The sequence below is a fragment of the Limibacillus sp. genome, from assembly GCA_037379885.1.
Classification (GTDB): domain Bacteria; phylum Pseudomonadota; class Alphaproteobacteria; order Kiloniellales; family CECT-8803; genus JARRJC01.
In genome coordinates this window covers 35,001-50,455 of record JARRJC010000024.1, presented here as the reverse complement: position 1 = coordinate 50,455, position 15,455 = coordinate 35,001, and the positions used below count along the sequence as shown (strand labels likewise).

Sequence of the window (15,455 nt, the reverse complement as noted above, 5' to 3'; positions counted from 1 at the left end):
CGTCATATTTGAGACTCAGCCCAAAGCCAAACCACAAGGAACCCTCGATGATCTCCGAGAAAGACGGCCTGCTTGAAGAAATCCGCAACCGCTTCGCCCATGTCGATACCTGCCCCTTCCAGGGCCCGCGCATTTTCTTCGAGAACGCGGGCGGCGCCTTGACCCTCAAGTCGGCGGTCGAGACCTCGGCCATCTTCGCGGCGATCCCGGACAATCAGGGGCGCGACAACGTCGCCTCGCACGAACTGGTGCGGGTCATCAACGAGGCAAAGGCGAAGATGCGCACCTTCTTCAATGCGCCGGAGGGTCAGTTCTTCGTCGGCGAGAGCGGGACCGAGCTGCTGTTCCGCCTGATCCGGAGCGCGGTGGTCGGCGCCCCCGAAGGCGGACAGGTTCTCGGCAGCACCCTGGAGCATCCGGCGACCCGCAGCGCGGCCGGTCACTGGGCCGAGACCATGGGGCGCCCACACGTTCTGGTCGCCCATAAGAACGAGACCGGCAGCGTCACGGCTGAAGACTACCGGCCCCACATCACGCCGGACACGCGGGTGGCGACCATCCTGCATACCTCGCCCGTCACCGGGATGGGCGTCGATGTCGCCTCCATCGCCAAGGCGATCCGCGAGGTGGCGCCGGACTGCTACATCATCGTCGACGGCATTCAGCACGCCAGCCACGGGCGCATCGACATCGCCTCCTACGGCATCGACGGCTACGTGGTGTCGCCCTACAAGGTTTTCTCCCGGCACGGTTACGGCGTCGCCTGGATCTCGGACCGGCTTTCGGCTCTCCGGCATGAGTCGCTGAAGGGCGGACCGGCGGAGAACTGGGAGTTTGGAACGCGCGACACCGGGTCCTACGCGACCTTTTCGGATGTGGTGGACTATTTCGTCTGGCTGGGCAGCCAGTTCACGGCGGACGAGGACCCCCGCGCCTGCATCGAAGCAGCCGGCAAGGCGATTCACGCCCATGAGAAGTCGCTCACCGACGCGATGCTTCACGGGACTGGAAACCTGAAGGGCCTGGCGGAGATGCCGGGGGTCAACATCATCGGCGGCGTGGACAACCCAGCGCGAGAGGGGCTTGTCTCCCTTACGGTCGAGGGCGTTCCCTCCGTCGATGTGGTGGCGACCCTGAACGAACAGGGCATCCGCACCCACCTGCGCAAGGCCGACCACTATTCCGGCAACATCCTGGACCCGCTCGGCCTGGACTCTTGCGTGCGCGTCTCCCTCTGCCACTACAACTCCGTGGCGGAGGTGGCCCAGTTCCTGACGGCCATGCAGGCGATCACCGCCCGCTGAGGGCTTCTGCGAAGAGGCGCTTGCGCAGCGCTCGGGGCATTACCGGCCGACGCTTGCCTGACGCCGTTTGCTTGGGCGATCTCACCCTCCGATAGCGGTATCTCCCACCTCTGGGTCATGTCACCCAGTTACCCCGGACGGGCGGAAGGACATGAGCCCAGCCGGGGAATATTGTCTATTCGCGACAGGTAAATTTTTCATCGGGAAAAGCGCTCCGAGTGGTTTTTCAATCTCATCATTGGAGAATGCCACATAAGTATTTGAAAATAAATAGTAAAATGAATTTGGAAAAGCTTTGCAAAAAAGTTCGAGAGTCTGCTCGCGCCGAGAGAGAGTTCGTGTTTTCATACAGATGTGTCGGAAAACGACTATCAGGATCCGGTCTCGCGTCGGATGCTGCAGTTTGGATGGGCCTGTCTCAGCGCTGAAGCTGGCGTGGTTATGTCATCCTTTTGCCGGTCCTTAGGTTCCGGTGAAGCAAAAAGAATGCGAACAGCGGAGGTACTATGAAAAAGAATTCGAATCCGGAACTGCTCAGCCGACTTGCCGAAGAGGCACGGCTTGGGCGGATTTCCCGCCGTGAGTTTGTGAGTTACGCCACGGCGGCGGGCCTCACGGCAAGTGCGGCGACCGGCCTTTGGTCGAAGTCCGCGGCAGCCGCCCCTTCTAAGGGTGGCACGTTCCGTCTTGGAACCCATGACGGCAACACCTCGGACACGCACGATCCTGGCACCTATCTCAGCTTCTCGATCATTCAGCTGGCGCATACCTACCGCAGCTACCTGACTTTGATCGAGCCCGACAACTCGCTTGGCCCCGACATCGCCACCGAATGGTCCGCGACCCCGGACGCCAAGACCTGGACTTTCAAACTGAACCAGAACGCCAGCTTCCACAGCGGCAAGCCCGTGACTTCGACGGACGTGATCGCCTCCATGAACCATCACCGCGGCCCGGACTCCACCTCCGCTGCCACGGCGCTCTTGAAGGACGTCACGGACATCCGCGCCGATGGCGATCACGCCGTCGTCTTCGAACTGGCGACCGGCAACGCCGACCTGCCCTGGCTGATGACCGACTACCACTTGGCCATCGTTCCGGCCAACGACGACGGATCGGCCAACTGGCAGTCCGGCGACGGCTCCGGCCCCTACAAGATCGTCGACAACGAGTTCGGTGTCTCCTGCACCCTGACGCGCCATGAAGGCTGGCACCTGGAAGGCGCCTACTTCGATGACGTGGTGATGACGGTCCTCAACGACCCGAACGCCCGCCAGACCGCGCTCGTCACCGGAGACGTGGACGCCGTGACGCAGCTTGAGCTCAAGACGCTCTCGCTTCTCCAGCGTGATCCGAACATCTTGATCGACAACGTGCCCAGCGCGGCGGCGATCACCATGCCGATGTTCTGCGATCAGGCACCCTTCGACGACGTCAATGTTCGCAACGCCTTGAAGCTGGCCATCAACCGTGAGGAGATCATCGAGAAGATCGCCTTTGGTACGGCCATTCCGGGCAACGACTTCCACGTCGCCCCGAACATGCCGTATCACCCGGACGACATCCCTCAGCGGACCTACGATCCGGATCAGGCCAAGTCGCTTCTCAAGAAGGCGGGGCATGAGAACCTCTCGATCAACATCTCGGTGGCCGACTCGGTCTACTCCGGTGCTGTCGACATGTGCGTTCTCTACTCGGAGCAGGCCAAGGCGGCGGGCATCGACCTCAAGGTCGTGCGTGAGCCGAACGACGGCTACTACTCCGATGTCTGGCTGAAGAAGCCTTTCTGCATGGTGCAGTGGGGCGCGCGTCCGACTCCGGACGTGATGTTCAGCCTGGCGTACAAGGACGACGCCGCCTGGAACGAGAGCCATTGGCAGAACGAGCGCTTCAATGAGTTGTTGCGCACCGCCAAGGCCGAATTGGACCAGGACAAGCGGGCCGAGATGTATCACGAGATGTGCCAGCTCGCCCGTGATGACGGTGGCACCATCATCCCGATGTTCACCAACTTCGTCTATGCACGCCGCAAGAACGTGCAGCACGGCGAGAACCTTGCGGCCAGCTGGCAGTGCGACGGCGCACGGGCCTGCAGCCGCTGGTGGTTCGACAGCTAAGCAAGACGGTCTGAGGAAGCCCGGCGTCAGATTGGCGCCGGGCCTTCTTCCATCAAGACCAGAGGTTCTCACGGCCGCGGGAGGCCGCAGAGAACCCGACGCAGGGGAAACAGGGGCGCTGATCCATAGCTTCCCGCAGGTCAGCGAAAAGTTTGGAGGGATAGAATGGGTGATGTTCTGATGCTCGTGCTGAAACGGCTCGGGCTCGGTCTGGTCACGCTTCTCGTGATTTCGATCCTCATTTTCTTCGCCGTGGAACTCCTTCCCGGCGATATCGCACAGGCCGTGCTCGGCCAGGGCGCGACGGAAGAGAACGTCCGCGCCATGCGCGAGCAGCTCGGCTTGGATCAGCCTGCTATCTTCCGCTACCTGGATTGGCTGGCGGGCGCAGTGCAGATGGACTTCGGCGTTTCGCTGATTTCGGGCGAGCGCGTGGGCGGCGCTATCGGCCCGCGCTTCATGAACACGCTGTTCCTGGCCGCCTATGCAGCCGTGATCGCGGTTCCTCTTTCGATCGTGCTGGGCGTCATCGTGGCGCTGCTGCGCAACTCGATCTTCGACCGGGTCGCCAACGTTCTGTCCCTCACCTCCATCTCTTCGCCCGAGTTCTTCCTGGGCTACATCCTGATCCTGTACCTGGCGGTGAAGTCGGACATGTTTCCGGCCATCGCCAGTCTCAGCCGGGATATGACCCTCCCTGAGCTTCTGCACAGGACCTTCCTGCCGGCGCTCACGATGGTCTTGGTTGTGACCGCGCACATGATGCGCATGACCCGCGCAGCGATCATCAACCTCTTGGCCTCTCCCTATATCGAGATGGCCCAGTTGAAGGGCGTTCCGCCCTGGAAGGTGATCGTCAGGCACGCCCTGCCGAACGCCTGGGCGCCCATCATCAACGTGGTTGCCCTGAACCTCGCATACCTGATCACCGGCGTGGTGCTGGTCGAGGTGGTCTTCGTTTATCCCGGCATCGGTCAGCTTCTGGTCGACGCCGTGTCGAAGCGGGACTTCCCGATCGTGCAGGCCTGCTGCCTGATCTTCGCAGCGACCTTCATTCTCTTGAACCTCGCCGCGGACGTCGGAGCAATCCTGACGAACCCGCGTCTCAGGCATCCGAAGTAAGGGGGGCAAACCATGAGTTTCTTCGTAGTCGGTTACTACGCCCTCCTCATCGGGGCGTCCTGCCTGGCGGCTTTCTACAACAAGCGTCAGGTCTTCCTTCTGCTCTTCTCGCTGACCCTGGTGTCCTTCGTCATGGGCATCGTCGGCGGACCGAGCGCTCTTTACGCGGTCACGATCGCGGCCGGTCTTCTGGCCCTCGCGGCGGGCACCTCCTACGCCTTCCGCGAGTTCCTGGTGATCATCGCGCCCACCGAGACCTCCAAGGAGATCAAGACCGCTCCCTTGACGGCGGCTTTCGGTCTCTTCGTGATCTTCACCTACGCGATCGCCGGCATCTTCGCCCCGATCATCGCGCCCTATGGGCAGGCCGAGGTCATCTCCACGGCCTTCGCTCCACCCGACGAGCAGATGCTGCTGGGCGCGGACCAGTTGGGCCGCGACATGTTCAGCCGCATCATCTATGGCGCGCGGAACACGGTCGGTCTCGCCCTGGTGGCCACCCTCCTCGCCTTCTTGATGGGGGCGATCGCGGGGCTCTTGGCCGCAACCAAGGGCGGTTGGTTCGATCAGATCATGGGGCGCGCGGCGGACGTGATCATGTCGATCCCTTCGCTGATCTTCGCGCTGCTGATGCTGTCGATCTTCGGCACGGACCTCTACGTGATGGTCATCATCGTCGCGGTGATCTATTCACCCCGCGTCTTCCGCCTGACCCGCGCGGTCGCCGGCAACGTGGTGGTGATGGACTACATCGAAGCGGCCAAGCTTCGCGGCGAAGGCACCTGGTACCTGATCCGCAGGGAGATCCTGCCCAACTCCACAGCACCTTTGATCGCGGAGTTCGGCCTGGAGTTCTGTTTCGTGTTCCTGCTGATCGCCGGTCTCTCCTTCCTGGGTCTCGGTATTCAGCCGCCGACCGCGGACTGGGGTTCCATGGTGCGTGAGAACGCGACGCTGATTTCCTTTGGCGACATCACACCGCTGATCCCGGCAGGCGCCATTGCGCTTCTGACCGTGGCGGTGAACTTCGTCGTCGACTGGATGCTGTACCGCTCCTCCGGACTGAAGGGGTAATAAGATGAATGCTGATAAGAGCGTCTTGCTCAAAATAAGAGATCTTCGGATCGAAGGTTACGCCGACGAAAAGTGGAACGAGATCGTCCACGGTGTCGACCTGACCCTTCACCGGGGTGAGGTCATGGGCCTGATCGGCGAGTCCGGCGCGGGCAAGTCGACCATCGGACTGGCCGCCATGGGGTACGCCCGGGACGGCTGCCGCATTTCCGGCGGTTCCATCGAGTTCGACGGCATGGAGCTGACCACCACGCCGGAATCGAGCCTCCGGGCGCTGCGCGGATCGCGGATCGCCTACGTGGCGCAGTCGGCCGCGGCTTCCTTCAACCCGGCGCACAAGATCATCGACCAGCACACCGAAGCGCCGATCCAGTACCGCATCAAGAAGCGGACGGAGGCCCAGGAAGACGCCATGCAGCTCTATGAGCGGCTGCGGCTTCCGACACCCAACGAGATCGGCTTTCGCTATCCTCACCAGGTGTCGGGCGGTCAGTTGCAGCGCGCCATGACCGCCATGGCCATGGCCTGCCGGCCGGACCTCATCATCTTCGATGAGCCGACCACGGCCCTGGACGTGACGACGCAGATCGAGGTTCTGGCCGCGATCCGCGACATCGTCGACCAGTTCAACACCGCCGCCATCTACATCACCCACGACCTGGCGGTCGTGGCGCAGATGGCAGACACCATCAAGGTGCTCTTGAAAGGCAACGAGGTCGAGGAAGCGCCCACCGAGGAGATGCTCCAGCATCCCAAGGAGGACTACACCAAGAGCCTCTGGGCCGTTCGCAGCTTCAAGCGGGACCAGAAGAGCCGGCCCGGCGGCGACGCCACGCCGGTGGTCTCCATCAAGACCGTCAGCGCTTCATACGGCGACACGCCGGTGCTCGAAGACGTCTCCTTCGACGTCTACGCCGGCATGACCGTGGCCGTGGTGGGTGAGTCCGGTTCGGGCAAGTCCACGACGGCGCGCTGCATCACCGGGCTGCTCCCGCCCACCAGCGGAGAGGTTCAGTTCAAGGGCGAGACGCTGCCGCCCAGCTACAAGAACCGCACCAAGGATCAGCTGCGTCAGGCGCAGATGATCTACCAGATGGCCGACACCGCGCTGAATCCCAAGGTGATGATCAGCGATATCATCGGCCGTCCGGCGCAGTTCTACGGCGGGCTCAAGGGCGCCGCGCTGAAGAACCGGATCGACGAACTGCTCGACCTGATCGAGCTGGAGCCGTCCAAGTTCTACTACCGCTATCCGCCTGAGTTGTCGGGTGGCCAAAAACAGCGCATCGGCATCGCCCGGGCGCTGGCGGCGGAGCCGACCTTCATCATCTGCGACGAGGTGACATCGGCACTGGACCAGTTGGTGGCCGAGGGAATCCTGAAGCTTCTCGACCGCCTGCAGCAAGAGCTGGACCTGGCCTACATGTTCATCACCCACGATCTGGCGACGGTGCGTTCCATCGCCGACGAAGTCGTGGTGATGCAGAAGGGCCTGGTCGTCGAACAGGGGCCCAAGGATGAGATGTTCACCCCGCCCCACCATCCCTATACGGACCTGTTGCTCTCGTCCGTCCCGGAGATGGATCCGAACTGGCTGACCACCCTTCTGGAAGAACGCGGTGTCGACAACGTCGGCGAAGCGGCCACCAAGGTGGGCGACGCGGTGCCGGAAAACTAAGCCCCTGCACCGGGCAGAAAGCAAAAAGCCCCGCTGCCGGTCTGGCAGCGGGGCTTTTCTTGTTTCGTTCAGCTGCTTCGCTGGGGGGAGCTAGGCTAGGCAGACTGTCCAGATTAGATGATCGACATGGCAGACACGGCCATGACAGCGACCAGAATCAGATAGACGCCGAGCAGCGCCGGCCAGGAAGCGGCACGCTGGTTATATTCCCGAATCAGATCATCTTTCGTCATCGTCCGCCTCCTCTCAGGTTTGGTTCACGATCCCTCTTTCCTCCGCATGACCACCATGCCTCGAAAAACTGAATCATCGCTGCGTTCGACCAATTAGGTGGCACGCCATATTGAGCAAATCAAGAACGGCGTTTCGCTTTTTCGATGCACTGGAATCATGGCTGCGCGGCTCGCAAGGCATAGCTCGCCAGGACCCGCGGATTTCCGCGATTCCTAAAGCTATATCAGTGCCTTGGAAAATCAGTCCACAGGGTGGAAAACCGACGTTCGGAGCCGGCTACACCACCAGAAGCCGCCTGGGATAGTCGGTCAGGTAGTCGCTGCCTTCCTCCGTCACCACGAGCGAATCACCAATGCGCCCGCCGCAGGCGCCTTCGAGGGAGATGCCGCCATCGACGGCGAAGGTCATGCCGGGCCGCAGGATGGTCTTATCGCCATCCTTCAGCTCGGGGGCCTCCAGGTAGGCGACGCCGATGGAGCGTCCCGTGCGATAGCCCGTCTCATAGCCGCGTTCGCGGTAGACCTCGTTCGCGGCCTGGGCCACCTCCTCGGCGCGAACACCGGGCCGGATGGCGGCAACCGCGGCCTGCTGGGCGTCGATCGCCGCCTGTTGCACCCGCGCCGCCTCGTCGCTCACCTCGCCGATATGGAACATACGGTCGAAGCCGAGCTTGTACTGCTTGAACTGGGCCATGTTGCAAAAGCAAAAGTAGACGGGATCGCCGCGCTCCAGGCGCTTGACCGAAGCGCGGCGGTGCACCATCGAGGTATCCCGCCCGCTCTGCATGATCTGCAGGTTATGGATCATGGGAGAGACGAAAGCCTCCCAGCCGCGGTCGGTCAGGAATCCTGCCGCCGCGCGGCTCCCCGCATCGATCACCGCCAGGGCCGACTCATACTCCGGGACGCCCTGCTTCAGGGAGTCGCCCGCCGCCCGCATCATCGCCCCGGCCACCAGGCCCGCCTGGCGCATCACGGCGATCTCTTCCGGCCCCTTGATCATGCGCTGCTCGCCTAGGATCGGGGCTACGTCCTTCAGGGCAGCATCCGGATAGCGCTCATCCAGGAAGTTCCGGACGATCGCCGGCAGCCGGTCGCGTTCCACCCATATCTCCTTGGGCGACGCGCCGACCGCTTCCTGAAGCACCCTCGGCCAGCCGCGCTGCCCGAAGTCCTCCCAGGGCAGCACCCGCTCCACCCAGGTCATGGCGGAGACCATCTCGCTCTCCATGAGAGGTGTGATGACGCTGGGCGCCTCGTCAGGCCGGACCAGAAGAAAGGTCGGCCGCCCGAACTCGATCCCGAGGTAGCCCCAGAAGCCCGCCAGATAGGCGATGGAGGCCTCATCGGTCAGGATCGCCAGTTCCACCCCTTGATCTTTGAGGCGTTCTTGAAACTCAGCCATGCGCCGTTTGGCATGCTCCAGCATGATGATGTCCCTCCCGAGGGTTCTATTGGGTGACATGCGGGCCATAGGGCACGCGGTTCAGGACCTCAGCCCCGTTGGGTCCCAGCAGGACCGTGTTGGAGACGAAGAAGTTGCCCCGCCCAGTCTCGGTGAACCAGGACATGAGGTGGTAGGTCATGCCCGCCTGCATCTCCAGATCCGAGTCATGGCGCAGGCCGTTGACCTTCGGCCCCCCGGTCCAGGATGGCGGAAACCCGATGCCCACCAGATAGCCGCAGTGATGACGGCGGTACTCCGGCATCCCGGCGGCGTCCACAACCGCCTGCCAGCCCTGATAGACGTCGCGCGCCTTCGCACCGGGTTTAAGCGCCGCCAGAGTGGCGTCGAAAGCCTTGATCGAAAGCTCGGCCATAGCCGCATCCTCGTCCTTTATCCCGCCGATGCTGACCAGCCTGCCCATGGGCGCGTTGTAGCGCGCCACGCAGCCCGCCACCTCCAGGAAGACCGCCTCGGCGTGCAGACCATCGCCCCAGGAGGTGTGTTCCTCGGCCATGCGGCGGGCCGGGCGGATGAAGGGGCCGAAGCCCGGCGGCGTACCTCCGGCCCGGGTCATGGCGGCCAGACATTCCGCGGCGACGTCGGCCTCCCGCGCGCCGTCGTGGCAGGCGGCGATGGCGGCGTCAGTCCCAGCATCGGCGGCCTGGGCGGCTAGACGCATGTAGTGCTGCTCTTCCGGCGACTTCACGTTGCGCAGGCCATCCAGGAGACCGCTGATATCGATCCATTCCTTCGCCTGCACCCCGTCTCTAAGCTTCAGGCCCATGGCGTGGGAGAACCCCGAGGACCAGGCCTCATAACCGATGGCCTTTCCTCTCCCCGCCCCTCCGAGGTGCTTGATGAGGACATCCGCCGCCGTCTCTGAATCGCTGTGTCCAAGGAAGGCTGCGTTCCGCACCTGATTGCGGATCACCACCTTCTCCATGGCGCGGGTGATGAGCAGCAGGTCTCCCTCCGCCGGCACGACAAGGACATGGGGCGCGAAGTAGCCCCAGTGATCCAGACCGATCAGGTAGAAGATGTTCTCCGGAGCGGAGAAAAGCGCGATCTCCACGCCTTTGCCTGCCATCGCGGCGCGCGTCGCTTCCAAGCGCCGCGCCAGTTCTTCGTCGCTGAAGGGATTGGAATGCATCGCGGGCTCTCCTCGTTGCGGCGGGATCAAAGATTTGGCGGCGGCAGGGCGAACTCCGGTGCGCTCTCGATGCAGGAGGCGAGCCGGAACAGCAGAGCTTCGTCGAAATGCCGGGCCACAAGCTGCACCCCCATGGGCAGTCCGGTTCCATGCAGGCCCGAAGGCAGGGTCATGGCTGGGTGCCCGGTCATGTTGAAGAAGGTGGTGTAGCGCGTGATGGCGTTGCCCACGGGTTCGGCGTCCGCTCCGCTGCCCAGCCTCACGCTGCCGAGCGGCGGCGCCACCACCGGCGTGGCCGGGGTCAGAAGGGCGTCCACCTCCTGGAACAGCGCATCGACCTGCCGGCGATAGAGGGTCAGCATGCGGCGCGCCCGCACATAGTGTTCGGCCAGGATGCATTGCCCCAGGGCCAGCCCGGCGCGGAACTCCTCGCTGTAGAGATCGCCTCGCGCCTCCAGGTGAGGCATGTGATAGCTCAGCGCCTCAGGCATCTGGATGGTCAGCGATACACTGCGCGCCCGCTCCATCGAGGGCAGCTCCACGTCGAGCAGCCGCGCGCCCCGTCGCTCGAGATGCTTCATCACCGCCTCGCTCGCGGCGAGGATCTGCGGGTCGCAGCGCTCGAAGTAGAAGACACGCGGGATCCCGATGGTCACGCCCTCCAGGCTGCCTCGTGGTGCGATGGCAGCCGGATAGTCCTGAACCTCGACATCGGCGCTCGCCGGGTCCAGGGGATCGTGGCCCGCCAGCACCGAAAGCAGCAACGCCGCGTCCGCCGCGCTCCTGGTGATGCAGCCCAGGTGATCCAGTGACCAGCAATAGGGAATCACGCCCCGCGTGGAGATCAGGCCCAGGGTGGGCTTCAGGCCAACCAGACCGCTCAGCGCCGCAGGCGCGCGCACCGATCCGCCGGTATCGGTGCCGAGCGCCGCCGGGACCATCCCGAAGGCCACGGCGGCGGCTGAGCCGCTGGAGGAGCCGCCGGCAAGCCGTTGGTGGTCATAGGCGTTCACGGGCGTGCCGTAGAGCTGATTCTCCCCCGTGGCCCCGTAGGCGAACTCGTGAAGGTTCAGCTTGCCCAGACAGATCGCCCCCGCCCGGCGCAGGCGCGCGACACTCTCTGCATCTTCGCTAGCCTGACGATCCGCGAAGACACGCGAACCGGCCGTCGTCACCTGACCGGCCACGTCGAAGAGGTCCTTGACGGCATAAGGCAGCCCACGAAGTACGCCGCTCTCTCTCCGCTCAAGTGACTCGGCCTGGGCAAGCGCCCCTTCCAGGTCAACCGAGATAAAGGCCTTGCTGCGCTCGTTCAGCGCCGCAATCCGCGCTAGGCAATGTCTCACGATGTCCCCGGTTGAAACCTTGCCCTCATCGCGCAAGGCCGCCAGTCTCCCAAGCGACGCAAAGTCTGGGATGCGATCTGGCGCGGATCTCTCGAAGGTCATGGGGTCGAACGCTTCGCGCTCACGCCCTCGGCGGGCGGCGTCTCGCCAAGGTCGAGCGCACGCAGAGATTCCAGTTCGTCCAGTAGATCCTCAAACCCGGTGATGATCCCGAACCGGGGATCGACAAGCTCGCTCAACTCCTCATCGCGCCAGGCAAAAGACGCCAGGCTGTCCCGCAGACCTTGGAGGGTGGCGAGCGTTGCCTTGCTGCGTGCCATGACCGTCTCCCGTTGGATGTAGACGCCGCGGCGCCTTGAGTCGAAAACATGCTAATATGTATACTTCTTGACTGCAATTCGCTAATTTAACTGCATGTTTACATGACTTCAGGTCTTTGATGTATACATCCATTCCAATTTTCTGACCTTGAAGGAGAGCGACGTGCGCCTTGATCACCCTGATGTCGCATCGCTGGAAAGCTTCTCCGCGGGACCGGTCCGCTTCGATGCGGGGCGCAACGCGCGCGGCAAGATCGGCTTTGTCCTGATCCCCAACGAGCAGACGATCGAGGAGGACATGATCCGGCACCTTCCGCCCGGCTTCGGCGGGTACTTCGCCCGCGCGGCGATGCCCCGGGAGATCACCAGTGAAAGCCTGGCGCAGCTGCGCGGAAGCCTCGCAGACGCCGCCTCCCGGATTCTGCCGGACGACAAGGTGGATGTTATCTGCCTCGCCTGCACCTCGGGCACGGTGGCCGTGGGCGAAGAGGCGGCCCGCCAGGAGCTTTTGAAAGGTGCGCCGGGGGCCAAGGCCACCACCCTGGCCGGATCCGTGCGCAAGGCCCTGACGGCCATGGACGCGAAGCGCATCGTCCTGGGCTCTCCCTATCTGCCGGAGTTGAACGAGGCCGTGGCGCGCTATCTGAAGGCTGCAGGCTTCGAAGTGGTGGCCGCGCGCGGCATGGGACTCAGCTACGACACCGAGATGATCCGGGTGGCCCCGGACTATCTGGTCGAGTTCGCCTGCGCCCTGGACCAGCCGGAGGCCGACGCGCTGCTACTCAGCTGTGGCGCGCTGCGCAGCATCGAGGTGGTGGAGGAGATTGAGCGGAAGATCGGCAAGCCGGTGATCTGCTCGAACCAGGCCATGCTCTGGGACTGCCTGCGGCTGGCGGGCGCCGAGGACCGCCTGGAAGGGCTGGGCCGTTTGCTGCGGGAGCACTAGGCCCATGAACCACCAAACCAACCCGCAGCCGCCTGAGCCACTGCGAAGCGAAACGCGCCTCTACGAAGTTCTGAGGGAGCGCATCTGCACGGCCCTCTATCCCTTCGGCGCGATCCTGCGCGAAACCGAACTGGCCGAGGAGTTCGGGGTCAGCCGCACGCCGGTGCGCGAAACGCTACAGCGGCTGGCGAACCATGGGCTTGTGGAGACACGCCGGGGCGTCGGCACCATCGTGACGGCAGGCGACCCCTCTACCTTGGCGGCCATCTATGCCATGCGCATCGAGGTCGCCGGCATGATCGGCCGATTGGCCACCCGCCCCTGTCCGCCTGAGAGCGCTGCGGGCATGGCCGCGCTTCATGAGGAGCTCTCCAGCCTCACCGTCCCCTGCGACGCCATGACTTTCTGGCGCTGCAACGAACGGCGTCACGGTATCATCAACGCCTTGATCGAGAACCCGGAACTGCGCCAGCTCCACGATCTCTACTATTACAAGGTCGCGCCCTTCTGGTTCCCCTACTTCCAGGAAAATCCGGAAAGGGAGCTGGCGTTGCTTCTGCGCGAGCTGGAGGAGACGGCCTTCTGGATGGCGACCGGCGACATGGTCGCGGTCGCCAACATGCAGCAGAACCACACCTCCATGGGCGCGAGACGCGCCGAGAGCTCGACCAGGCCCGGTTAAGGTTACGCAAGCGGATCGGCGTCGAGCCGCACAACCCAATCTTCGAGCCCCCTGCCCGCCGCCGGATAGCGGGTCAGGACCTGAGGGTCGTGTCCCGGAATCACATGCGCGTGGCTTTCGGCCAAGGCGTCGAGCTTTCGGTAGCCTTCCAGCATGTCGCCCAGGTTGTAGACGATCGGAAAGGGCCGCGCCTGATCCATGTTCGCATAGAAGTGGGAGGCGTCGGAGGCGAGCACCAGCCAGCCGCGGCGCGTGCGCACCCGGACCACCTGAAGTCCGTCGGTGTGCCCGCCGATCCAATGAACCGATAGGCCGGGGGCGATCTCGGATGCGCCGTCGTGGAAGCGCACCCTGCCCTCGAAGACCCGGCGCACCATCGCTGCGACGTCCTCCGCCTCGAAAGCGTGATTGAGGGCACCGTGGCACATGCAGCGGCCCGTGCAGTAGTGCATCTCTCGCTCCTGCAGGTGATAGCGCGCCTCGGGAAAGAGGGTGTGGTTGCCCGCGTGATCGTAGTGCATGTGGGTGATGATCACGTCCTCGACCCTCTCCGGCGCCAGGCCGATGGCCTTCAAGCCCTCCGCGGGCGGTCTCGTGGTCTTGCGCCCACGCGCGCGCCCGGTCACCTCGTCGAAACCGCAGTCCACGACGAAGCTCCTGTCCTCTCCGACGATGGCCCAGAGGAAGTAGTCGAGCGGCATGTTGTGGTCGTCGCCCCGCCCGTCGAGAAAGTTCTCGCGCGCCGGGCGGTCGTGGTGGCCGTACTTGATGGCGTAGACCTCGTAGGTCTCCTCACTCATTGCTTACTCCCCTTTCCTGGCGGCGATCGCCTTGAAGATCTCCGTGTGATCGGCCTCTGGTCCGAGTTCGGCCAAGGCCTCCCTCCAAAGCGCATTGCTCTGCCGCAGGTTCGGTGTGTCGAGGCCCAGGCTCTCGGCCAGAGCGGCGGCGATTCCGATGTCCTTCGACATCAGAGCGAGCGCGAAACCGGAATCGTAACGTCCCGACAGGATGAAGGGCTTGGCTTTGACCTCGCTGGAGTTGTTGCGCCCCGTCGAGGCGTTGAGGATGTCCACCATCGCCTCTCCGTCGATCCCGAAGCGCTCGCCGACCACAAGGGCCTCGCAGAGCGCCGTCAGGCCCGCGGCTGAAACAAAGTTGTTGAGCGCCTTCATGGCGTGCCCGGCGCCGATGGGCCCGGCCCTGAAAATCTTTGCTCCCATGCAGGAGAGGATGGGCGTGACACGCTCGATATCCGCGGGCTCCCCTCCGGCCATGATCGCCAGCGTCCCGTCCACCGCCTTCTTCACGCCGCCGGAAACTGGAGCATCGACCAGAGGGACCCCGAGAGCGGAAAGATCGCGCTGCAGCTGCTGTGTTCCCTCGGGCGCGGAAGAGCTCATGTCGATGACGCAGGCGCCCTCGCCCAAGAAAGGCGCCAGGCCGCGCTCGCCGAGCAGGACCTTCCGGACGGTTCCACCGTCCGGGAGCATGGTAATCACGACCACAGCTTTCTGCGCGGCCGCTTGGGCCGGGTCCCCCCTCTTGCCGCCCAGGGCCTCGAAGGCCTCCATTGCGCCAGAAGAGCTGTCCGAACCCGTCACGGCGTACCCGCCCTCAAGCAAGCGCCGCGCCATGGGCAAGCCCATCTTCCCCAGTCCGATGAACAGAATCTCCGGCTTATCGCCAAGCGCCAGGGCAGCCCCCTCCTCGCAGTTCGACGACAGGATAGAGGAGTGGAGGATTGACCGACAGCCTCACGTGCGTGACGTCGCCCCCCGGCATTCTGGTGCAGGGGGGAGTCAGAACGCCCCCGGCCAGGGGCTCGGGGGCGTTCTGACGTGTTTGGTTGCGGGGGTAGGATTTGAACCTACGACCTTCAGGTTATGAGCCTGACGAGCTACCGGACTGCTCCACCCCGCGTTAGGAGGGTGTTTTTGTGTTTTGCCGGATTTTTGTTTGTGGTTGGCGTCTTGAATAGGTTGCTTTTGTGTTTTGATCTCTTTGGGATTTGATCAGTGGTCTTGGAAGGCTTG

At 63.7% G+C, this 15,455-nt stretch carries 13 protein-coding genes, 1 tRNA gene and 1 rRNA gene (1 of these 15 only partly in view); 7 read left to right on the top strand and 8 right to left on the bottom strand.

Annotated elements, in window-relative coordinates; all coding sequences use genetic code 11:
- Positions 1-47: 47 nt before the first annotated feature.
- From P8X75_09120 to P8X75_09100, 5 genes are all read left to right on the top strand, one after another.
- Positions 48-1,304 (top strand): aminotransferase class V-fold PLP-dependent enzyme, encoded by a 1,257-nt coding sequence (locus tag P8X75_09120; protein MEJ1995357.1) that lies wholly within the window; start codon positions 48-50, stop codon positions 1,302-1,304.
- Positions 1,305-1,810: 506 nt separating this feature from the next.
- Positions 1,811-3,421: an ABC transporter substrate-binding protein gene (locus P8X75_09115; GenBank protein ID MEJ1995356.1), complete on the top strand. Its 1,611-nt coding sequence runs from the start codon at positions 1,811-1,813 to the stop codon at positions 3,419-3,421.
- Between the two features lie 165 nt (positions 3,422-3,586).
- Positions 3,587-4,543, top strand: a complete 957-nt coding sequence (locus tag P8X75_09110) for an ABC transporter permease (GenBank protein MEJ1995355.1) — start codon at positions 3,587-3,589, stop codon at positions 4,541-4,543.
- A 237-nt stretch (positions 4,544-4,780) separates the two neighbouring features.
- Complete coding sequence (locus P8X75_09105; GenBank protein ID MEJ1995354.1) at positions 4,781-5,617, top strand: ABC transporter permease; 837 nt, start codon at positions 4,781-4,783, stop codon at positions 5,615-5,617.
- Between the two features lie 4 nt (positions 5,618-5,621).
- Entirely contained in the window at positions 5,622-7,295 is a 1,674-nt protein-coding gene (locus P8X75_09100; GenBank protein MEJ1995353.1) for an ABC transporter ATP-binding protein, read from the top strand.
- A gap of 510 nt (positions 7,296-7,805) precedes the next feature.
- On the opposite strand, the gene P8X75_09095 is transcribed toward P8X75_09100, so the two are convergent.
- The 4 genes from P8X75_09095 to P8X75_09080 form a co-directional block, all read right to left on the bottom strand.
- A complete protein-coding gene (locus P8X75_09095) occupies positions 7,806-8,957 on the bottom strand; it encodes a Xaa-Pro peptidase family protein (GenBank protein MEJ1995352.1) in 1,152 nt (383 codons plus the stop codon).
- Between the two features lie 22 nt (positions 8,958-8,979).
- A complete protein-coding gene (locus P8X75_09090) occupies positions 8,980-10,125 on the bottom strand; it encodes a Xaa-Pro peptidase family protein (protein ID MEJ1995351.1) in 1,146 nt (381 codons plus the stop codon).
- Positions 10,126-10,151: 26 nt separating this feature from the next.
- Positions 10,152-11,471 carry an amidase gene (locus P8X75_09085; GenBank protein MEJ1995350.1) on the bottom strand — a complete coding sequence of 440 codons (1,320 nt, stop codon included), beginning with the start codon at positions 11,469-11,471 and terminating at the stop codon, positions 10,152-10,154.
- Between the two features lie 98 nt (positions 11,472-11,569).
- Entirely contained in the window at positions 11,570-11,791 is a 222-nt protein-coding gene (locus P8X75_09080; protein ID MEJ1995349.1) for a hypothetical protein, read from the bottom strand.
- 163 nt (positions 11,792-11,954) lie between these two features.
- Here P8X75_09080 and P8X75_09075 point away from each other — a divergent pair, with 163 nt between their 5' ends.
- Positions 11,955-12,737, top strand: a complete 783-nt coding sequence (locus P8X75_09075) for an arylmalonate decarboxylase (protein ID MEJ1995348.1) — start codon at positions 11,955-11,957, stop codon at positions 12,735-12,737.
- 4 nt (positions 12,738-12,741) lie between these two features.
- Complete coding sequence (locus tag P8X75_09070; GenBank protein MEJ1995347.1) at positions 12,742-13,419, top strand: GntR family transcriptional regulator; 678 nt, start codon at positions 12,742-12,744, stop codon at positions 13,417-13,419.
- A 2-nt stretch (positions 13,420-13,421) separates the two neighbouring features.
- Here the strand turns inward: P8X75_09070 and P8X75_09065 are convergent, their stop codons facing one another.
- From P8X75_09065 to rrf, 4 genes are all read right to left on the bottom strand, one after another.
- On the bottom strand, positions 13,422-14,219 hold the full coding sequence (locus P8X75_09065; protein ID MEJ1995346.1) for an N-acyl homoserine lactonase family protein: 798 nt from the start codon (positions 14,217-14,219) through the stop codon (positions 13,422-13,424).
- A gap of 3 nt (positions 14,220-14,222) precedes the next feature.
- The gene (locus P8X75_09060) at positions 14,223-15,116 is read right to left on the bottom strand and encodes an NAD(P)-dependent oxidoreductase (GenBank protein ID MEJ1995345.1); all 894 of its coding nucleotides are present in this window, start codon (positions 15,114-15,116) and stop codon (positions 14,223-14,225) included.
- A gap of 149 nt (positions 15,117-15,265) precedes the next feature.
- A tRNA-Met gene (locus tag P8X75_09055) sits at positions 15,266-15,342 on the bottom strand.
- A gap of 108 nt (positions 15,343-15,450) precedes the next feature.
- A 5S ribosomal RNA gene (gene rrf / locus P8X75_09050) occupies positions 15,451-15,455 on the bottom strand; it runs 110 nt beyond the window's last position.